The sequence below is a fragment of the Streptomyces sp. NPDC048288 genome, assembly GCF_043201555.1.
In the GTDB taxonomy this organism is placed as follows: Bacteria; Actinomycetota; Actinomycetes; order Streptomycetales; family Streptomycetaceae; genus Streptomyces.
In genome coordinates, this window is the sequence record NZ_JBICZD010000001.1 from 114740 (window position 1) to 134425 (window position 19686).

Here is a 19686-nt window from a genome sequence, read left to right on the forward strand (position 1 = left end):
CCCGGCGGGCGACCTATGGCCAAAGGTCAGCCGGTGGCCGCCTGTGCGTCGCACTCCTGTCCGCGCAGCGCGCGGGCCAGGTCGTCGCGGGCCTCCAGGACCAGCCGGCGCAGCGCCGGCGGCGCGTCGGCGTGCGCCGACAGCCAGGCGTCCGTCGCCTCCAGCGTCCGCGGACCGTCCTGCAGCGAGGGGTACAGACCGCGCACCACGTCCATGCCGATCTGGATCGAGCGGTCCGCCCAGATCCGCGCGATCACCTCGAAGTACTTCTCCGCGTACGGCGCGAGCAGCTCCCGCTGCGTCGGCTGGGCGAAGCCCGCGATGGTCGCCTCCACCAGCGCGTTGGACAGCGCCTGCGACTCCACGACCTGCGCCCACGCCTGCGCCTTCACGGCCGCCGACGGGCGGGCGGCCAGGCAGCGCACCTGGTGCCGCTTGCCGGACGCCGTGTCGTCCCGGGCCAGTTCGGCCGCCAGGTCGGTCTCGTCGGCCGCGCCGTGCGCGGCGAGGGGTTCGAGGAACGCCCAGCGCAGCTCCTGGTCGACGTCGAGGCCGTCGATCGCCGCGGTGCCGGCCAGCAGCTCCCGCAGCAGCCCGAAGTCGTCCTCGCCCGTCGCCGTCGACGCGAAGAACCGCGCCCAGGCCAGCTGGTGCTCGCTGCCCGGCTCCGCCTGCCGCAGCTCGCGCAGGGCGCCCTCGGCGAGCAGCCGCCCGGCCGTGTCCCGCCACTGCGGCGCCACGTAGTGGGTCAGCGCCGAGCCCGCCCACGCCTGCAGCATCTGCAGCACGCCGATGTCCGACTCGCGGCTCGCGAACCGCAGCACCAGGTCGACGAAGTCCCGGGCCGGCAGCAGCGCGTCCCGGGTCAGGTTCCACAGCGCCGACCAGCACAGGGCGCGGGCCAGCGGGTCGGTCAGGGCACCCAGGTGGTCCCGGAGGGTCGCCAGTGACGTGTCGTCGAAGCGGATCTTGCAGTACGTGAGGTCGTCGTCGTTGACCAGGACCAGCTCCGGGGCCTCGGCGCCGGCCAGCTCCCCGATCACCGTGCGCGGGCCGTCGACGTCCGTCTCCACGCGCGCGTACCGCTCCAGCGCGCCCTCGGCCGTACGGCGGTAGAGGCCGATCGCGACCCGGTGCGGACGCAGCTCCGGGTGCGACTCGGCGGCCTCCTGCAGCACCGCCAGCTCCTGTACCCGGCCCTCCGCGTCCAGCAGCACCTGCGGGGTCAGCGAGTTCACCCCCGCCGTCTGCAGCCACTGGTGCGCCCACGCGCTCATGTCCCGGCCGCTGGTCTCCTGAAGGACCGACAGCAGGTCACCGAGCCGGGTGTTGCCGTACGCGTTGCGCTTGAAGTAGCGGCGGGCACCCTCCAGGAACGCGTCCTGGCCGACGTACGCCACGAGTTGCTTCAGGACGCTGGCGCCCTTCGCGTACGTGATGCCGTCGAAGTTGAGCTTGGCGTCCTGCAGGTCGCGGATGTCGGCGGTGATCGGGTGTGTGGAGGGCAGCTGGTCGGCGCGGTAGGCCCAGGCCTTGCGGCGGTTGGCGAAGGTGATCCAGGCGCCGTCGAAGCGGGTCGCGCCGACGTTCGCGAAGGTGCCCATGAAGTCCGCGAAGGACTCCTTCAGCCACAGGTCGTCCCACCACACCATGGTGACCAGGTCGCCGAACCACATGTGCGCCATCTCGTGCAGGATCACGTTGGCGCGGGCCTCGTACGACGCCTGCGTCACCCGGCCGCGGAAGATGTACTCCTCGCGGAAGGTCACCAGACCCGGGTTCTCCATCGCGCCGAGGTTGTACTCGGGCACGAACGCCTGGTCGTACTTGCCGAACGGGTACGGGTAGTCGAAGTGCTCGTGGAAGAAGTCCAGGCCCTGCTTGGTGACCAGGAAGACGTCGTCCGCGTCGAAGTAGGGGGCCAGGCCCTTGCGGCACATCGCGCCGAGCGGGATCTCCAGCGTCGAGCCGTCCGGCAGGGCCCGGCTGTAGGAGTCCGTCACGTAGTGGTACGGACCGGCCACCACGCAGGTGATGTACGTCGAGATGGGCTTGGTCTCCGCGAACCGCCAGACGCCGTCGGCGAGTTCACCGGCGCCGTTGCTCCACGCCGTCCACTCCTCGGGCGCCCGCACCTCGAAGCGGAACGGCGCCTTGAGGTCCGGCTGCTCGAAGTTGGCGAAGACCCGGCGGGAGTCGGCCGGCTCGTACTGCGTGTAGAGGTAGACCTCGCCGTCCTCGGGGTCGACGAAGCGGTGCAGGCCCTCGCCGGTGCGGGAGTAGGCGCACTGCGCGTCCACCACCAGCTCGTTCTCCGCGGCCAGGTCCTCCAGGGCGATCCGGGTGCCGTCGAAGACCTCGCCCGGGTCGAGATCCTTCCCGTTCAGTGTCACCGCGGTCACGCTCGGTGCGATCAGGTCGGCGAAGCTGGACGCGCCCGGCTCGTTGCAGCGGAAGCGGATCGTGGTGACCGAACGGAAGGTGCGCGGCTCGCCCCGGCTCTCGCCGACGGCGGACCGTACGTCCAGCGCCACGTCGTACCCGTCGACGGACAGCAGGGCGGCCCGCTCCCGGGCCTCGTCGCGGGACAGATTCTCACCGGGCACGGTTGGCACTCCCTCGTCGTCGATACGCATCGTTGTCGGTACGCCGGAACAGCACCGATCCTCCCATGCGCCCCTGACGCCGGGCAGCCGGGAATGGGGTGGCGGGTGCCGGTGTTGCCGCTGGAAAACGGCCGTATTCCGAGGAGAACCATGTCCGAGACCGTGACCGGCTCCGGCAAGACCCCCGTCGACTTCTGGTTCGACCCGCTGTGCCCCTGGGCCTGGATGACCTCCCGCTGGGTCCTGGAGGTGGAGAAGGTCCGCGACATCGAGGTGCGCTGGCACATCATGAGCCTCGCCGTGCTCAACGAGCCGAAGCTGGACGAGCTGCCCGAGGAGTACCGGGAGCTGCTGGAGACCAAGGCGTGGAAGCCGATCCGCGTGGTCACCGCGGCCTGGCAGAAGCACGGCTCCGACATCCTCGGCCCGCTGTACACCGCGCTCGGCACCCGGATCCACAACAACGGCGAGGGCCCGACCGTGGAGGCCGTCGCGGGCGCCCTCGCGGACGTCGGCCTGCCCGCCGACCTGATCGACTACGCCGACCAGGAGGACTTCGAGTTCGACGCCGAGCTGCGCGCCTCCCACAAGGAGGGCATCGACAAGGTCGGCCAGGACGTCGGCACCCCGGTCATCGCGGTCCCCGGCCCCGACGGCGAGCAGATCGCCTTCTTCGGCCCGGTCGTCACCCCCGCCCCGCAGGGCGAGGAGGCGGCCCGGCTGTGGGACGGCACCCTCGCGGTCGCCTCCGTCCCCGGTTTCTACGAGATCAAGCGGACCCGCACCAAGGGCCCCGACTTCAGCAACCTCAGCTGAAGGAGGCGGGGAGGGAGAAGCCGTCCGACTGGTTGAAGTAGGGCTGGACCCAGAGGCACTGCCCCTGCGAGGTCTTCCCCTCGCACCGCCAGAAGCCGTGCGCGCCCTTCTTCTCGAAGACCGACGCGATGTACTTCTCCTCCTCCTCGGTGACCCTGCGGAAGGGGTGCAGCTTTCCTCGGGGGCAGTTGGGACAGTGCAGGGTGGACACACCAGCCTCCCGGAGCGGTCCGGCGAAAAGGTCGGAAACGGGAGCATAGGTGCGCCGCCCTGCCTCGCGTGAGTCCGGAATCCGTCCCGCCGGGGCGGATTCCGGACGCGGCCCCAGCTGCCGTAGCACCATGGGCACATGACGGAGATCGACACCTCGGTGCCGCACTCGGCGCGCATCTGGAACTACTGGCTCGGTGGCAAGGACAACTACCTCGTGGACCAGGAGGCCGGCGACGCCTACGCCGCCGTCTTCCCCGGGATCGTGACCATCGCCCGCAGCAGCCGGGCCTTCCTCGGCCGCAGCATCCGCCATCTGGTGGCGGAGGCGGGGATACGGCAGTTCCTGGACGTCGGCACGGGGCTGCCGACCGTCGACAACACCCATGAGGTCGCCCAGCGCAGTGCTCCCGAGTCGAGGATCGTGTACGTCGACAACGACCCGCTCGTCCTCGCCCACGCCCGCGCCCTGCTGACCTCCACCGAGGAGGGCGTCACCGCCTACGAGGACCTCGACCTGTACGCGCCGGAGCGCATCCTGGAGGCCGCGGCCAGGACCCTCGACCTCACCCGGCCCACCGCGCTGATCCTCAGCGGCATCCTCGGCCATGTCGACGGCCACGACCGTGCCCGTGACCTGGTCGACGCCCTGCTGTCCGGCCTGCCCGCCGGCAGCTACCTCTCCGTCAACGACGGCTCCCGCGGCACCGACCCGGCCTACGAGCAGGCGCAGGACGCCTACAACGAGACCGGCGCGGTCCCCTACTTCCTGCGTCCCGTCGACCAGATCGAGGGCTACTTCGAGGGCCTGGAACTGGTCGGCCCCGGAGTGGTCTCGGTCCCCCTGTGGCGCCCCGAGCCGGGCACGGACCCGGACCCGCGGCCCATCGGCCAGCACGGCGGCCTGGCCCGCAAGCCGTAGGCCCCGGGCCACAGGCCGGTCACCGGGAAGCCCCCGCGAGTCACGTCCTCGCGGGGGCTCCCCCTCTTTCCGCCCGCCCCGGTGAACGGTGAGAAGACGATCACGAGGCAGGACGCGTCGGCGGCTCAGGGAGCCAGCAGCAGCACATCCGCGCGCGACCGCGCCGCCTCGTAGCGGCGGGCCACGTCCTGCCAGTCGACGACCGCCCACATGGCCTCGATGAAGTCGACCTTCTGGTTGCGGTACTGGAGATAGAACGCGTGCTCCCACGCGTCGAAGACCAGGACCGGCGTCGACCCCTGGCCCACGTTGCCCTGGTGGTCGTAGACCTGCTCGACGATCAGCCGCCCGCTCAGCGGCTCGTACGCGAGGACGCCCCAGCCGGAGCCCTGGGTGGTGGCCGCCGCCTTGGACAGCTGCGCCTTGAACCCGGCGAAGGAGCCGAACGACTCCGCGATCGCGTCCGCCAGCTCGCCCACCCCGTCCGCCGCGAGCGGCTCGCCGCCCCCGTCGCCCGTCATGTTCCGCCAGTAGATGCTGTGCAGGATGTGGCCCGACAGATGAAAGGCCAGGCTCTTCTCCAGCCCGTTCACCGAGCCCCAGCTCTCCTTGTCCCGCGCCTCCGCCAGCTGCTCCAGCGTGTCGTTGGCACCCTTCACATAGGCCGCGTGGTGCTTGTCGTGGTGCAGCTCGATGATCTCGGGACTGATCACGGGCGCGAGCGCGGAGTAGTCGTAGGGCAGTTCAGGAAGCGTGTAGACGGGCATGGGCGTGGATCCCCTCCGAACCTCTTATTGCAAAGAGCTTGCAACTACACATTAGCAACAAGAGCCTCGGTGTGGGGGGCGGCGCGCGTGGGGAATGCGCCCGGCAGGGGCGGGATCTACTATCGAGAGTCGTGGAGAGGGGGCGCCATGGGGCCGGAGATCGCCGACCTCGCTCGGACGGCGGGTACGACGGTGGTGACTCTGCTGGCCACCCAGGCCTGGGAGTCGGCGCGGGATGGTGTGGTCGCCCTCTGGCAGCGCTTCCAGCCTGCCCGGGCGGAGGCGGTGGGCGGCGAACTGGAGGCCACCCGAGAGGACCTGCTCCTGGCCCGCGCCGCGGGCGACACCGAGGCCGAGGCCGCACTGACCGCCGAGTGGCAGGCACGGGTCCGCCGGCTGCTGCTCACCCAGCCGGAGGTCGCCGACGAACTGCGTCGCATCCTTGGTGAGCTGGACCACCGTTTCCCACAACAGCAGACCAAGGTGGACGTCCGGTTGCGCGCCGAGGTCTCCGGCAGTGGTCGCGTCTACCAGGCCGGCCGCGACCAGCACATCACCGAACGATGAGCGAACTGGGCGCCCGCGCCTCGGGGCAGGGCCGGATCTTCCAGACGACCGGCGACCAGCACATCGAGGAACACCATCACCATTACGACGCTGGTGCTGCCCCGCTCTTCGGCACCGCGTCGCCGTCCTGGCCAGTGAGCCCGGCCGGGCCCGACTCCGTACGGGTGCCGCTGGTCGGCCGTCCGCCGGGCATTCTGCGCGACCGCGAGGAACTCCTCGGCGTGCTGACGGCCGCCCTCACCGGGACCGGCGGCGACGCCCACGTCGTACACGGTATGGGCGGTTGCGGGAAGACGGCGCTGGCGTACTGGTTCTTCACCGGGGCCGTCCGCGCTCACGGTAGGACAGGCTTCTGGGTGAACGCCTCGGAGCGCATGTCCCTGCGGGCCGGGATGCTCGCGGTCGCGGGCGACCAGGGGGCGACGGCGGGTGAACTCGCCGCGGCTGCCGCAGGACAGCGGGCCGCGGCCGACGTGGTCTGGCACTACCTCGACCAAGCGGCGGATCCCTGGCTGCTGGTTCTCGACAACGCCGACGACCCGGGCATCCTGGAGGACGGCGCCTGGCTACGGACCAGCCCCGGGGGAATGATCCTGGTCACCACCCGCCATGCCGGATCGCCGCTGTGGCGCGGGCCCGGTGTCACCCGGCACGCCCTGGACGTCCTTCCGCTCGATCACGCGGCCCAGGTGCTGTGCGACCTGGCACCCGACGCGGGCGACCTGGAGTCTGCGGGGAGAGTGGCCGAACGCCTGGGCCGGCTTCCTCTCGCGCTCACCCTGGCTGGTTCCCATCTCGCCCACCAGCTACTGGAGTCGTGGTCCATGGACGAGTACGACCGCAAGCTCGCCGAGGAGTCGACCGCCATCGTGGACCGGGGCGCGACCGGTCACGGCAGCAGCCAGTCCCGCCATTTGGTCGGCCGCACCTGGCAGTTGTCGCTGAACACCCTGACCGAGCAGGGACTGCCGGAGGCGACGACGTTGCTGCGGCTGCTGTCCTGCTGGGCGGCGGATCCCGTGCCGCTGGACGCGCTGGCCCCGTTGGCGCAGGGGGCGACGGCCCTTGAGGAAGTCGAACCGGCGCGAGTGGAACCCGCCCTGCGGGCACTGCTCGACCACTCGCTGGCCGAGCTGGTCCTTGTGTCCGACGGGGTGCGCTGCGTCCGTGCACACGGCGTGCTCCTCGACAGTGTCGCGGCAGGCATGCCGGAGGAACGACGGCCGGCGCTGGTCGAGACGGCGGCGAGGTTGCTGGAAGCGGCCCTGCCCGAGTCGGGCACCGCATCGCCCGAGGTCCGAGACCGGCTCGGGCTGCTGGCGCCGCATGCCTCGGCGCTGCTGAGGACGGCGCCCGGGGAGCGGACCGTCACGCTGGCGGTGCGCGTTGCCCGGCGGGTGTTCGACTCGGGAGACTTCCCAAGTGCTCTCGGACTCGCTCCGGAAGTCGCCGACCGGGGAGAGGCGTTGCTCGGTGTGCGGCACCCGGTTGCCCTGGAGGCGCGTGAAGTGGAGGCCAGAGCCCTGTTCCGGATGGGCCATTACCCCGAGTCCGAGGAACTGCACCGCCGGGTCCTCGCGCGCCGCGAACTCGTGCTCGGTCCGGACCATCCGGACACCCTGCGCAGTTGTGTCGGCCTGCACCAGCCGCTCGACCTCCAGGACAACGACGAGGAGGCGGAACGCCTGCTCCGCAGGGCACTCGAAGGTCAGCGGCGGGTGCTCGGGGAGCACGCCCCGGAAACCCTCTTCACCTGGGTCTACCTCGCGGAGATTCTCCCCCAGCTCGGCAAGGAGAGCGAGTTCAGGGCCGAGGTCGGCGCCCTCACCGAAACCTGTGAGCGAGTGCTGTCGCCTGACGACCTCACGACGGTCGGGGCCTACCACTCCTACGGTGTCGGCCTGGTGGCCTTCGAGCGGTACGAAGAGGCTGAGCCCATCGCCCACCGCGTGCTGGCGGACCGGACGCGCCTCCAGGGGGCCGGTCACCCGGTGGCTGTCTCCGCCCTCTCCCTGAACGCCGTGGTCGCCCGCGGTCTGGGCAGACACCGGGAAGCCCTCACGATGCTGCGTCGGGTCGCCGAACTCCGGGAACAGGCACTCGGCCCCGACCACCCCTTCGTCGCCTACGACCGCGACCGGCTCACCGCCTGGGAGGCCGAAGCCGGAGCCTGATCACTCCCCGGCGGCGCGTCCGCGCTGGCGGGCGTAGCCCAGTGCTGCCAGGGCGGCTGTCATGCCGCCGGTGTAGTAGAGCTGGGTGCGGGTGTCCGGTTCGCGGGCCATCAGGGCGAAGATGGTGGCCATGCCGGCCAGGGCCAGCCAGGTCAGGTAGGGGAACGCCCACATGCGGACGGCGAGTTTTTCCGGGGCCTCGGCTTCCACGCGGCGGCGCAGGAGGAGCTGGGAGACGGCGATGAGGATCCAGACGACGAGGATCACCGCGCCGATCATGTTGAGGAGCCAGGGGAAGACGTCGTCGGGACGCCAGTAGCTGAGCAGGACGCAGAGGAACCCGAAGACGCAGGAGGTGAGGACCGCGCGGCGCGGGACGCCGCCGGAGATCCTGGCCAGCGCCCGGGGGCCCTGGCCGCGCGTCACCAGGGAGTGGGCGATGCGCGAGGAGCCGTAGATGTTGGCGTTCATCGCGGAGAGCAGGGCGACGAGGACGACCACGTTCATGAGCTGCCCGGCGCCGGGGATGCCCAGGTGGTCGAGGGCGGCGACGTACGGGCCCTTCGCAACGAGTTCCGGGGAGTCCCAGGGGACCAGGGTGACGATGACCGCCATGGAGCCGATGTAGAAGAGCGCGATGCGCCACATGGCGGTGCGGACCGCGCTCGCCACGCCCCGGACCGGGTCCTCGGACTCGGCCGCCGCGATGGTGACCGTCTCCAGGCCGCCGTACGCGAAGATCGAGGCGAGGAAGCCGATGACCAGGCCCTCCCCGCCGTGCGGGAGGAGGTCGGTGAGGTGGGCGGTGCCCGGGGAGTCCGTGCCGGGGAGGACGCCGGCGATCGCCAGGACGCCGAGGACCAGGAAGAGGCTGATCGCGCCGACCTTCAGGGCCGCGAACCAGAACTCGAACTCGCCGAAGTTGCGCACCGCGGCCAGGTTCGTCGCGCAGAAGACGGCCATGAACAGGGCGACCCAGGCCCACTCCGGGGTGCCGGGCAGCCAGCCCGTCACGATCTTCGCGGCGCCGATCCCCTCCAGGCCCACGGCCGTGCAGAGCAGCACCCAGAACGCCCAGCCCGCCGTGAAGCCCGCCCACGGCCCGATCGCCCGCTCGGCGTGCGCGGAGAAGGAGCCCGACGACGGGTACGCGGCCGACATCTCGCCCAGCATCCGCATCACCAGCATCACGAGCAGGCCGGAGAGGGTGTAGGCGAGGACGACGGACGGGCCGGCGGCGGCGATCCCGGCGCCGGAGCCGACGAAGAGCCCCGCGCCGATCACCCCGCCCAGGGCGATCATCGACAGATGGCGCTGCTTGAGACCGGGGGAGAGGCCCGGGGACGGCGGGACACCGCCGTCCTCGTGCGACGGCGGTGTCTCGACCGGGGTGCTGCGGTGCGGCATGGGCGCGGCTCGTCCAATGGGTGAGATGGGCAAAAACGCCCACAGTCTGGGCGGCCGCACCGCTCAGCGGAGGTGGCCGTCCATCATCCGGACGGGCCCCTGACCGGGTGTGGTCACGCGGCCACGGGAGTGTAGTGCGAGGCGTCGCCCTCGATCGAGTAGCTCTCCTTGCCCTCGATGCCGACCGGGACGTCGCCGGCGAGGGTCACCCGGTGCAGGCGGCGCGGCCGGCCGTCGTAGTTGTCGATGGCGTAGTGCTGGGTGATCCGGTTGTCGAAGACCACCAGCTGGTTCTCCGACCAGCGGTGGCGCAGGATGTTCTCCGGACGGGTGACGTACGCCTGCAGCAGGTCCAGGATCCGGCGCGACTCGGACGGCGACAGGCCGACGACGCGCTGCGCGAACCCGCCGATGTACAGGCCGCGTTCACCGGTCAGCGGGTGGACGCGGACCACCGGGTGGACCGTGCGGTACTTGATCGACGTGAACTGGGCGCGCTGGGCGGCCTGCCGCTCGTCGATCTCCTCGTCGGGGACGGCGTAGTCGTAGTCGTTGGTGTGCTCCGCCCACAGGGTGTCGGCCAGGGCCCGCAGCGGCTCGGGGAGTTGGCGGTAGGCGGCGGCCGAGCTGGCGATCAGGGTCTCGCCGCCGTACGGCGGGACCGTGATCGAGCGCAGGGTGGTGGCCTGCGGCGGGTTGAGGACGAAGGTCACGTCCGTGTGCCAGTGGTTGGCGGCCCGGCCGCGCTCGCTGTCCACCGGGAGGACGTTCGGCACGCCGTCGATGGAGGAGACCGTCGGGTGGGCGGTGGTGACCTCGCCGAAGGTGCGGACGAACGCCTGGTGGCTGTCGTCGTCGAGGTTCACGTCGTCGAAGACGAGCGCCTTGTGCGTGTTGAGGGCCTCGCGGACGGCGACGGCCGTCTCCGGGTCGAGGGGGCGGGAGATGTCGACGCCCAGGACGCGGGCGCCGATGTTCGCGGTGATCTTGCTGATCTGGAGGGACATGGCGGTTCCTTTCAGGCGAACACAGGGCTGGCGGTGTACTGGTTGGCGGGGCGCGGGAGGCCGTAGCGCTCCCGCAGGGTGCGGCGCGGGCCGTATTCCGTACGCAGCAGGCCGCGGGCGCGCAGGATCGGGACGACGTGGTCGACGAAGGTCTCCAGACCGGACGGCAGCACGGGCGGCATGATGTTGAAGCCGTCGGCGGCGCCCCGGGTGAACCAGGTCTCGATCGCGTCGGCGACCTGCTCCGGCGTTCCGGCGAAGGTCAGATGGCCACGGCCGCCGCCGAGCCGCCCGATCAGCCGCCGCACGGTCAGCCGCTCGCGGCGGGCGAGCCCGACGACCAGCGAGTAGCGGCTCTTCGCACCCTCGATGGCGTCCTCGGACGGCAGCTCGGCGGGGAGCGGGCTGTCCAACTCCAGTGTTCCGGCCGGGAGATGGAGGAGCCGTTCCAGGTTGGCGACCCCGTGCCGGTGCACGATGTGGTCCTCCAGGAGCCGCTCGTGCGCCCGCGCCTCGGCCTCCGTCGAGCCGATGACGGGGACGATGCCGGGCAGCACCTTGATGTGGCCGGGGTCGCGGCCGGCCGCGGCCGTACGGGACTTCAGGTCGGCGTAGAAGTCCCGCGCCTCCTCGATGGTCTGCTGCGCGGTGAACACCGCCTCCGCGTACCGGGCGGCGAACGCCTTGCCGTCCTCGCTGGACCCGGCCTGCACCAGCAGCGGGTAACCCTGCGGGGAGCGGGGCACGTTGAGGGCGCCCTCGACGCTGAAGTACGACCCCTGGTGCCGGGGCGGGTGGATCTTCGCGTCGTCGCCCCAGACCCCGGACGCCTTGTCGGCGAGGATCGCGTCGTCCTCCCAGCTGTCCCAGAGTTTCAGGGCCACGTCGAGGAACTCGGCGGCCCGCGCGTACCGCTCGGCGTGCGCGGGCTCCTCCTCGATCCCGAAGTTGCGGGCCGCCTCCGCGCCCGCCGTGGTGACGATGTTCCAGCCCGCCCGGCCGCCGCTGATGATGTCGAGCGAGGCGAACTTGCGGGCCAGGTTGTAGGGGGAGTTGTAGGAGGTGGAGGCGGTGGCGATCAGCCCGATGTGCTCGGTGGCCGTTGCCAGCGCGGTGAGCAGGGTGAGCGGTTCCAGGGCCCCGGCGGGCCGCTGCGCGACACTGCCCCACAGATGCGGGCCGTCGGCGAGGAAGAGCGAGTCGAAGGTCCCCCGTTCGGCGGTCTTGGCCAGCCGTACGTAGTGCGCGAGATCGACGTGCGCGTACGGGTCGCTCTCCGGGAGGCGCCAGGAGGCCTCGTGGTGACCGGTGTTCATGAGGAAGGCGTTGAGCTGGAGCCGGCGGGTCATGCGGCGTCCTCCGTGACACCGAGGGCGGCGAGCAGCCGGGTGCGGTACTCGTCCCGTGGGCGGGTGTGGTCGATGGTCAGGTCGACGCCGACCCGGCCCTTCTCCAGGACCAGGACGCGGTCGGCGAGGACGATCGCCTCGTCGACGTCGTGGGTGACGAGAAGGACGGACGGGCGGTGCCGTTTCCACAGCTCGCGCAGCAGGTGGTGCATCTTGATCCGGGTGAGGGCGTCCAGCGCGCCGAACGGCTCGTCGGCGAGGAGCAGTTCGGGCTCGCGGACCAGGGAGCGGGCGAGCGCGGCGCGCTGTGCCTCGCCGCCGGACAGCTCGCCCGGCCAGGCCCGCTCCCGGCCGCCGAGGCCGACCTCTTCGAGGGCGGCCCGCCCCAGGTCGTGGGCGTCCCGGCCGTCCAGCCCCAGCACCACGTTGTCGAGGACCCGGCGCCAGGGCAGCAGCCGGGAGTCCTGGAAGACCACCGACACCCGCTCGGGGGCGCTGAGTTCACCGCTGCCGGCCACCCCGTGGTCGAGTCCGGCGACCGCCCGCAGCAGGGTGGACTTGCCGGAGCCGCTGTGCCCGAGCAGGGCGGTGAACTGCCCGGCGGGCAGGTCGAGATCGACGGAGTCGAGGACCCTGCGCTCCCCGAACGACCGGGTCAGTCCCCGGAGCCGGACGGCGGGGCGGGTCAGCTGCTCAGTGTGCGGCGCCACGACAGCACCCTCCGTTCGACGAGTCGGACCACGGTGTCGGAGACGAGGCCGAAGACGCCGTAGATCAGCAGACCGACGAGGATGATGTCGCTGCGCCCGTAGTTCTGGGCCTGGAACATCATGTAGCCGAGGCCGCTGGTGGCGTTGATCTGCTCCAGGACGACCAGGCCGAGCCAGGATCCGGTGACACCGAGCCGGAGTCCCACGAAGAATCCGGGCAGCGCGCCGGGGATCACGACCTCCCGGACGAACCGGAGCCTCGACAGGTTCAGCACCTCGGCGAGTTCGACGTACCGGCTGTCGATCGCGGACAGCGCGGCATGGGTGTTCAGGTAGACCGGGATGTAGACGACGATCGCGATGATGGCGATCTTGAAGGTCTCGCCGATGCCCAGCCAGAGGATGAACAGCGGGATCAGGCCGAGGGTGGGGATGGCCCGGTTGATCTGCACGGTCCCGTCGATCAGCGCCTCGCCGGTGCGGGTGAGCCCGGAGGCCAGGGCCAGCAGCACCCCGGCGGTCAGGCCGATCGCGAAGCCGTACCCGGCCCGCTCCACGGAGGTCAGGATGTCGGTGCGCAGCGTCCCGGCGGTCCACAGGTGGACAGCGGTGTCCAGGACGGTCCAGGGCGCCGGGATCGCGCCGGGGTCGAGCTGTCCGGCGGCGGAGGCGACGGCCCAGGCGGCGAGGACGACGAGCGGACCGGCGAGCCGGGCGGCGGGCAGCCGGCGGCCGGGGGAGAGCCGGCGGCGCGGCCGGACCCGGTGCGCCTTCTCCTCCGCGACGGGGACCGGCACGGTGCCGGTGGTCACGGCGGTCATTTCCGGTACTCCGCCGGTACGGCCTTGGCGGCGAGGGACTCGAAGCGGTGGTCGAAGAGCCCGGTGACGTCGGTCTTCTTCACGAAGCCGCCCTCCGCCAGCAGATCGGCGGTCTCCTGCTCCCACTTGACCGCCTCGTCCCAACTGGGCGGGAACAGCGGCTTGTTGGCGAGCCTGGTGATGCCCTGGGCCTGGGCGAGGGTCAGGTTCTGCGTCTTGACGTAGAACTCCTCGTTCCAGGTGTCCGGGTTCTCCCACTGCCAGACCAGACCCTTGGCCCACTCCGGGATGTACGCGGCGATCGCGGCGGCCTTGGCCTTGTCGTTCAGCACCGCCTGCGGCGCCCAGAGCAGGTTGAGCAGGTCGACGACGTCGGTGGCGATGGTGTGGGCGCCCTTGGAGCCGTACTGCTGGAGGTAGGCCGGCGCCTGGGTGTTGGCCAGCGGGGCCACGTCCACCTGCCCGGACTGCAGGGCGGTGAGGAACTGGTTGCTGGTCAGCGGGACCAGCTGCACGTCGTCGTAGGCGAGCCCGGCCTCCTTGAGCGCCCGCAGCAGGACGACCCCCTGGGCCTGCCCCTGCGAGAAGGCGAGCTTCTTTCCCTTGAAATCGGCGGCCGTGCGGATGTCGCTGCCGGGCTTGGTGGCGAACAGGTAGTTCGGCTTGCGGGTGATGCTGATCGCCACGATCTTCGCCGCGAAACCCTGGAACTGCGCCTGGATCGGCGGAATACCCGCGTTGTTCGCGAGGTCCAGGGACTTGGCGCGGAACGCGTTGATGACATCGGGACCGGCCCCGATGTTCACCCAGCTCGACACCGTGAACGGCAGCGCGGGCAGTTTCGCCAGCCGGAACTGCAACTGCTGGGTGCCCAGATAGGAGGCGATCTTCAGGCTGGTCCCGGCCGGGACCTTCGCGGCCGGCGGAGCCGTGGAGGCGGCCGCGGTGTCGGCGGCGGCACTGCCACCGGCGCAGCCGGCGAGCCCGGCCACGGCCGCCGAGGCGCCGAGCAGCGAGGTGAGGAAGAGCCGGCGGTCGAGGCCGGGGGAGGACGCAGAGGACATGGGAGGGCTCCGAGGGGAAAAGCAGCAGAAAGGCAGGGCGAATTCCCGGCGGCAGAGGGCCGGAAAGAGAGATCTCACGCAGAGAGAGCGGAGAGCGGAGAGCGGAGAGAAATGCGCGCTCGCGGCGCGTCAAGACGTCAGCAACAGAGGGTGCGACAGGTCATGAGCAGGATGTTCCTTGCCGTGTGCGACGGCTGTCAATATTCCGAGTTTCTGAATTAAATAAGCCGTGGTGACGCGCTCAGCGGATCCCGGTACAGCACGTCCAGGACCACCGAACCGCCCGCCACCGCCAGCACCGAGTCGCCGAAACTGGTCGGCGCGACCAGGGCGGCGCGCTCCGCTCCGACCGCCTCCCGCAGCGCGGCGAGACAGTCCTCCCGGTACAGCACCCCCACCTCAGTGACGACCACGCTCTCCGGGTTGAGGACGTCGAGCAGCAGCGCCGCCGCCCGTCCGGTCAGCCGCGCCCGCTCCACCAGCAGCGCCGCGGCCGCCGGGGCACCGGCCCGCGCCGCCGCGAGGACGTGCATCGGGTTGCCGCCGCCGTCGACGACCCCGGCCGCCCGGGCCCGCCGCACCAGCGTCCGCTCGCTCAGCTCCACCTGGAGGCAGCCGGTGCGTCCGCAGCCGCACGGCTCGGTGCCGCCCGGCACCGGGAGATGGGCGATCGTGCCGGCCTGGGAGCGCGGGCCGTGGTGCACCTCGCCGCCGGTGGCGAAGGCCGCGTCGACCACGTTCCCGACGAACAGGTGCAGCACGCTCCGGCTGCCCCGGGCCCGCCCGAACAGCCGCTCCCCGTTGACCAACGCCCGCGCGTGCCCGTCCACATGGACCGGCAGCCCGGTGCGCGCGCCGAGCAGCTCCCGCACCGGCACCTCGCGCCAGCCCAGCAGCGGATGCTCGACGACGGTCCCGGAGTCCCGGTCCACCCAGCCGCCGACGGCCACCCCGACCCCGAGCGGCCGACTGCCCGGCACCTCGGCGAGCAGTGCGGCCAGCCCGGCGGCGGCCCGCTCCAGCACCGCGCGGGGACCGGTGTCGCCGTGCTTCAACTCCCTGCGGACGACGACCCGTCCGCGCAGGTCGAGCAGCGCGACCGTGGTGTACGGCACGGCCACGTGCACCCCGCCCACCACGAACCGCGAGTCGTCCAGGTCGACGGGCACATGCGGCCGGCCCACGCCGTTCACCCGGCGCGGCGCCTCGGCCTCCCGGATCAGGCCGAGTTCGGTGAACCGGGCGCAGTAGTCGGTGACGGAGGCCGGCGAGAGCCCGGTCAGCCGGGCGATGGTGGAGCGGGCCACCGGCCCGTGCTCCAGCACCGAGCGCAGCACCACACTGGCGCTGGTCCGCCGCCGGTCGCCGGGGGGAGAGAGGGGATGCGGGGGTGCCGCGGTACGGGGCATGGGAAACCGTCCTCGGGAACGGGGCCGACACGTCTCGTCTCGGGAGTCGAGGCGCGCCGGACCGGTCACCCGCCGTACGGCCTCAGAGCGGCCGGCGACAGACGGCAGCCCCTTGCCGTCGCAGGTCGACATAGCGACGCGACGTGAAGTTCCGGGACTGGGCGACCATGTCCGGAAGCGTAGGCCAGAAACCTTGAATCCCACCAGAGCGCTGGGATTCGATTGGCGGAACTCCACAGGCCTGTTCAACGCCGTTGACGTGAGTGAAACATCTCTGCCTCAGTGATCGGCGTCACGCCGTACCGGGTGTAACCCACATCCTTTGTGGGGAGCCCACCAACCGTCGCTTCCGCCCTTTGTCGACCGCTGACGTGTCCGGCTCAGACCGGCCGGGATAGCGTCACGGTGTTCCCAGCCTGCCCGCCCCACCCTCACCCCGCGGAGTCCCCATGAGCACCGCCACCGCGACCGCCTCCAGCCGCACCGGCACCGTCCTCGCCGACCTCCTGCCCGCGTCCCGGGTGCGCGATGCCGCCCTCGTGCTCGGCGGCGCCGCGCTCACCGGCCTCGCCGCCCAGATCGCGGTCCCCGTGCCCGGCTCCCCGGTGCCGGTGACCGGCCAGACCTTCGCGGCCCTGCTCGTCGGCACCAGCCTGGGCGCCCGCCGCGGCGTCGCCTCCCTCGCCCTGTACGCGCTGGCCGGCCTCATGGGCGTGCCGTGGTTCGCGAGCGGCACCTCCGGCCTCTCCGTCTCCTTCGGCTACATCCTCGGCATGATGCTGGCCTCCGCCGCCGTCGGCGCCCTGGCCCGGCGCGGCGCCGACCGCGACGTACTGCGCATGGCGGGCACCATGGTGCTCGGCGAGGCGGTCATCTACGCGATCGGCGTGCCCTACCTGGCCTTCGCCGCCGACATGTCCGCGTCCGCGGCGATCGCGGCCGGCCTCACCCCGTTCCTGATCGGTGACGCCGTCAAGGCGCTCCTGGCGATGGGCGCGATGCCCGCGGCCTGGAAGCTCGTCGGCAAGCGCTGACCCGACGGCGGACGACAGACGACAGGGGCCCGGGGTGCGGCAAGCACCCCGGGCCCCTGTGCTGTTCTCGTCCGGTTACGACGGCTGCCGCGGCCGCCGCTGCGACCACCACACCCCCGCCGCCCCCGCCGCGATCAGCGCCGCCCCGGCCGCGCCGAGCGGCAGCACGTCACGTCCCGCGCCGGTCTTCGGCAGCTGGTCGCCGCCCGGCCCCACCGGCTTGTTGTCGGTGCCCAGCAGCAGCGGGGTGGCCGGGGCGTTCGGCGACGGGTTCGTCGTACCGAACGGCACCGGGCCCTGCTGCCAGAACGTCTTCTTCCCGTCCGCACTCTGCACGGGCAGGCAGATCTTCCCGGCCTTGCCCAGATCGAACGTGGCGTCGACCGCGTACGACGTCGACCTGCCCGCGCCGAGCGCGCCGACCGGGCAACTGAAACCGCTGTTCGAACCGGCCGGCAGATCCTTCTCGGCGATCGCGTCGCACCCCTTGACGCCGTTCACCTTCAGGCCGTCGAAACCGACCACCAAAAGCCTGATGTCGCCGCTCTCCTTGGTTCCCTCGTTCTTCACGGTCGCGGTAATCGACGTTTTCTGCGAACTGTTGTCGACGGAGATCTTCTCGGGCAGCGTGGTCGTCAGCTTCACACCCTCGGGTGCCTGGTCAACCGCCTTTCCCCCCTTGCTGCTTCCCGGTCCCTGGTCATCGGCGGCAGCCGTGAACGGCAGGATCATCACGGCCGAGAAAGATGCCGTGACCAGCGATCCCGTGACCACGGCCAGCCGCCGGGCCATACGACGAGAACTCATGTTCGTCCCCCTTGCAACCCCCTGGACCGCGCCTGAATTCGCGGCCACTTGAAGAGGTACCACAAGATTTCTCCGCACTATGCTGGTACGGCCGTAAGTGTGACCATTGTGTGTCAGCAGGGGCGGTCGTTGAGGGGGTGCAGCGAATTGCCGGAGAATTCAGGGAGTTCAGGGAGTTCAGGGAGTTCAGGGAATTCGGAGGGGCCGGGGAATTCCGTTGGTCCAGGGAACGCGGGGAGCGCGGGGCCGGGTGGTGTCCCGGGGCTGCTGGTGAACGGCCGCTACCGGCTGGCCGAGAGTATCGGGCAGGGAGGAATGGGGCGGGTGTGGCGGGCCGCCGACGAGACGCTCGACCGGCAGGTCGCCGTCAAGGAGATGCGGATCGACGGCCTCGACGCCGAGGACACCCGCACCCGCCGCGAGCGCACCCTGCGCGAGGCCAGGGCCACCGCCCGCATCGACCACCCCAACGTCGTACGGGTCTACGACGTCGTCGACGAGGGCGAACGCCTGTGGATCGTCATGGAGCTGGTGCACGGCCGCTCCCTGGAGTGGATCATGGCCGAGGAGGGGGCGCTGAGTCCCCGCGCGGCGGCCCGGATCGGCCTCGGCCTGGTCGCGGCACTGCGTCAGGTGCACGCCGGGGGAGTGCTGCACCGCGACATCAAACCCGGGAACGTCCTCGTCGAGAGCACCGCCGGCCGGGTCGTCCTCACCGACTTCGGCATCGCGGCCATCCAGGACGCCAAGGCGCTCACCATGGTCGGCATGCTGGTCGGCTCCCCCGACTACATGGCCCCCGAACGGATCTCCGGCCGCCCGCAGGGCCCGCCCTCCGACGTCTGGTCGCTCGGCGCGACCCTGTGCGCGGCCCTGGCCGGCCGCTCCCCCTTCTCCCGCGACACCACCCTCGCCACCCTGCACGCGGTCCTCTACGAGGAGCCCGAACTCCCCGCCGCAGCGGGCCCGTTGCGCGAACTGCTGGCCGCGCTCCTGGAGAAGGACCCGACGACCAGGCCGGACCTGGCCGAGGTCGAACAGGCCCTGCGCCCGGTGGCGTACCCGACCCGCACCCCGACCGAGACGCATCCGGCTCCGCCGCCCCGGCCGACGGAACGCCCGACACCGGTGTACGTCGACCCGACAAAGCTCCGCCTGCCACCGCCGCAGGACGAACGCCCACAGCCACCGCGGACGCAGATATCACCGCCGGTCAGCGCCTCGACGGAGGCGGCTTCGGAAGGCTCGGAGGCCCGTTCCGAAACCCCGTCGGGCAATTCGGCGGCCCCGACATTGCAACGCCCCGAACCGCAGCGCCCCGTCAGGGGCGCGGGGCTGCATCGATCAGCGGCTCCGCCGCAGGGCGCGACCAGCCCCCACACACCCGCAGCGACCCACCGCCGCACAGCCCCCCGACGCACCACCCTCCTCGCCGCACTGGGAGCCGCAGCCGTTGCCACCGCCATAGCCGTCCTTCTCACCACCACCACAACAGGCGGCGGCGACGACAAGACGGCGACCGGCACCTCCTCCTCGGCCAAGCCCACTTCATCGGCGCCGACCGTAGAGGGAACGACCCGCCCCCGCAGCCTCCCGCCCGGCGCCCACGAGGAGGCCGGCGGCTTCGCCTGGGTCACCCCCAAGGGCTGGCGGCGGGACGTGAAGACGGGCGCCGAGGTGCACTACACCTCCCCCGACGGCCGCCAGGAACTCGTCGCCAAGTCCTCCCTGGCCCGCGGCGACCTCATGGAGAGCTGGACCGCCTCCGAACGCAGCGCCCACCAGGGCCAGGACTACCGCAAGATCCGGCTGGCCGAGACGACCTTCCGCGGCTACCCGGCGGTGGTCTGGGAGTACACCTTCACCCTCAAGGGCACCCCCTGGCACGCACGGCTGCTGGGCTTCGACGCCGACGGCAAGTCGTACCAGATCAACACCTGGTACCAGCCGGCGGTCGAAGCCCAGGCCGTACGGACGTACGCACAGGTGAAGGAGGGCTTCACCCTGCTGTGAGCG

At 71.5% G+C, this 19686-nt stretch carries 17 protein-coding genes; 6 read left to right on the plus strand and 11 right to left on the minus strand.

From position 1 onward, the window contains the following. Positions 1 to 26 precede the first annotated feature (26 nt). A complete protein-coding gene (gene pepN, locus ACGFZS_RS00500) occupies positions 27 to 2606 on the minus strand; it encodes an aminopeptidase N (protein WP_393793278.1) in 2580 nt (859 codons plus the stop codon). Positions 2607 to 2756: 150 nt separating this feature from the next. On the opposite strand from pepN, the gene ACGFZS_RS00505 reads away from it, so the two are divergent. Further along, complete coding sequence (locus ACGFZS_RS00505) at positions 2757 to 3422, plus strand: DsbA family protein (RefSeq protein ID WP_365682536.1); 666 nt, start codon at positions 2757 to 2759, stop codon at positions 3420 to 3422. Here ACGFZS_RS00505 and ACGFZS_RS00510 read toward each other — a convergent pair. Next, positions 3415 to 3633: a hypothetical protein gene (locus ACGFZS_RS00510; protein WP_355711681.1), complete on the minus strand. Its 219-nt coding sequence runs from the start codon at positions 3631 to 3633 to the stop codon at positions 3415 to 3417. The two genes, ACGFZS_RS00505 and ACGFZS_RS00510, sit on opposite strands and share 8 nt — an antisense overlap. Before the next feature lie 138 nt (positions 3634 to 3771). On the opposite strand from ACGFZS_RS00510, the gene ACGFZS_RS00515 reads away from it, so the two are divergent. Continuing rightward, positions 3772 to 4554, plus strand: a complete 783-nt coding sequence (locus ACGFZS_RS00515; protein ID WP_393793279.1) for an SAM-dependent methyltransferase — start codon at positions 3772 to 3774, stop codon at positions 4552 to 4554. A 125-nt stretch (positions 4555 to 4679) separates the two neighbouring features. Here ACGFZS_RS00515 and ACGFZS_RS00520 read toward each other — a convergent pair whose 3' ends face one another. Continuing rightward, positions 4680 to 5321, minus strand: a complete 642-nt coding sequence (locus tag ACGFZS_RS00520; RefSeq protein WP_355711677.1) for a superoxide dismutase — start codon at positions 5319 to 5321, stop codon at positions 4680 to 4682. Between the two features lie 147 nt (positions 5322 to 5468). On the opposite strand from ACGFZS_RS00520, the gene ACGFZS_RS00525 reads away from it, so the two are divergent. Together ACGFZS_RS00525 and ACGFZS_RS00530 are read left to right on the plus strand one after the other, a co-directional pair. Beyond that, positions 5469 to 5888, plus strand: coding sequence for a hypothetical protein (locus ACGFZS_RS00525; RefSeq protein WP_393793280.1), 420 nt, complete (start codon positions 5469 to 5471; stop codon positions 5886 to 5888). After that, a complete protein-coding gene (locus tag ACGFZS_RS00530; protein ID WP_393793281.1) occupies positions 5885 to 8062 on the plus strand; it encodes a tetratricopeptide repeat protein in 2178 nt (725 codons plus the stop codon). The genes ACGFZS_RS00525 and ACGFZS_RS00530 overlap by 4 nt, the downstream gene beginning before the upstream one ends. On the opposite strand, the gene ACGFZS_RS00535 is transcribed toward ACGFZS_RS00530, so the two are convergent. The 7 genes from ACGFZS_RS00535 to ACGFZS_RS00565 all read right to left on the minus strand — a co-directional run bounded on the left by ACGFZS_RS00535 (position 8063) and on the right by ACGFZS_RS00565 (position 15829). Next, the gene (locus ACGFZS_RS00535; protein ID WP_393793282.1) at positions 8063 to 9469 is read right to left on the minus strand and encodes an amino acid permease; all 1407 of its coding nucleotides are present in this window, start codon (positions 9467 to 9469) and stop codon (positions 8063 to 8065) included. Positions 9470 to 9582: 113 nt separating this feature from the next. Next, the gene (locus tag ACGFZS_RS00540; protein WP_393793283.1) at positions 9583 to 10476 is read right to left on the minus strand and encodes a TauD/TfdA dioxygenase family protein; all 894 of its coding nucleotides are present in this window, start codon (positions 10474 to 10476) and stop codon (positions 9583 to 9585) included. 11 nt (positions 10477 to 10487) lie between these two features. After that, the gene (locus ACGFZS_RS00545) at positions 10488 to 11825 is read right to left on the minus strand and encodes an LLM class flavin-dependent oxidoreductase (RefSeq protein WP_393793284.1); all 1338 of its coding nucleotides are present in this window, start codon (positions 11823 to 11825) and stop codon (positions 10488 to 10490) included. After that, positions 11822 to 12535, minus strand: coding sequence for an ABC transporter ATP-binding protein (locus ACGFZS_RS00550; protein WP_393793285.1), 714 nt, complete (start codon positions 12533 to 12535; stop codon positions 11822 to 11824). Before ACGFZS_RS00550 ends, ACGFZS_RS00545 begins: the two co-directional genes overlap by 4 nt. Beyond that, the gene (locus ACGFZS_RS00555; protein ID WP_393793286.1) at positions 12511 to 13356 is read right to left on the minus strand and encodes an ABC transporter permease; all 846 of its coding nucleotides are present in this window, start codon (positions 13354 to 13356) and stop codon (positions 12511 to 12513) included. Before ACGFZS_RS00555 ends, ACGFZS_RS00550 begins: the two co-directional genes overlap by 25 nt. After that, positions 13353 to 14420, minus strand: coding sequence for an ABC transporter substrate-binding protein (locus ACGFZS_RS00560; RefSeq protein ID WP_393793287.1), 1068 nt, complete (start codon positions 14418 to 14420; stop codon positions 13353 to 13355). The genes ACGFZS_RS00555 and ACGFZS_RS00560 overlap by 4 nt, the downstream gene beginning before the upstream one ends. A 218-nt stretch (positions 14421 to 14638) precedes the next feature. Continuing rightward, on the minus strand, positions 14639 to 15829 hold the full coding sequence (locus ACGFZS_RS00565) for an ROK family protein (protein WP_393793288.1): 1191 nt from the start codon (positions 15827 to 15829) through the stop codon (positions 14639 to 14641). Positions 15830 to 16278: 449 nt separating this feature from the next. Here ACGFZS_RS00565 and ACGFZS_RS00570 point away from each other — a divergent pair, with 449 nt between their 5' ends. Next, positions 16279 to 16863, plus strand: coding sequence for a biotin transporter BioY (locus ACGFZS_RS00570; RefSeq protein WP_393793289.1), 585 nt, complete (start codon positions 16279 to 16281; stop codon positions 16861 to 16863). 75 nt (positions 16864 to 16938) lie between these two features. On the opposite strand, the gene ACGFZS_RS00575 is transcribed toward ACGFZS_RS00570, so the two are convergent. Further along, on the minus strand, positions 16939 to 17655 hold the full coding sequence (locus tag ACGFZS_RS00575) for an LPXTG cell wall anchor domain-containing protein (RefSeq protein WP_393793290.1): 717 nt from the start codon (positions 17653 to 17655) through the stop codon (positions 16939 to 16941). Between the two features lie 330 nt (positions 17656 to 17985). Here ACGFZS_RS00575 and ACGFZS_RS00580 point away from each other — a divergent pair, with 330 nt between their 5' ends. Beyond that, positions 17986 to 19683 carry a protein kinase gene (locus ACGFZS_RS00580; RefSeq protein WP_393794090.1) on the plus strand — a complete coding sequence of 566 codons (1698 nt, stop codon included), beginning with the start codon at positions 17986 to 17988 and terminating at the stop codon, positions 19681 to 19683. The last annotated feature ends 3 nt before the right edge of the window (positions 19684 to 19686 follow it).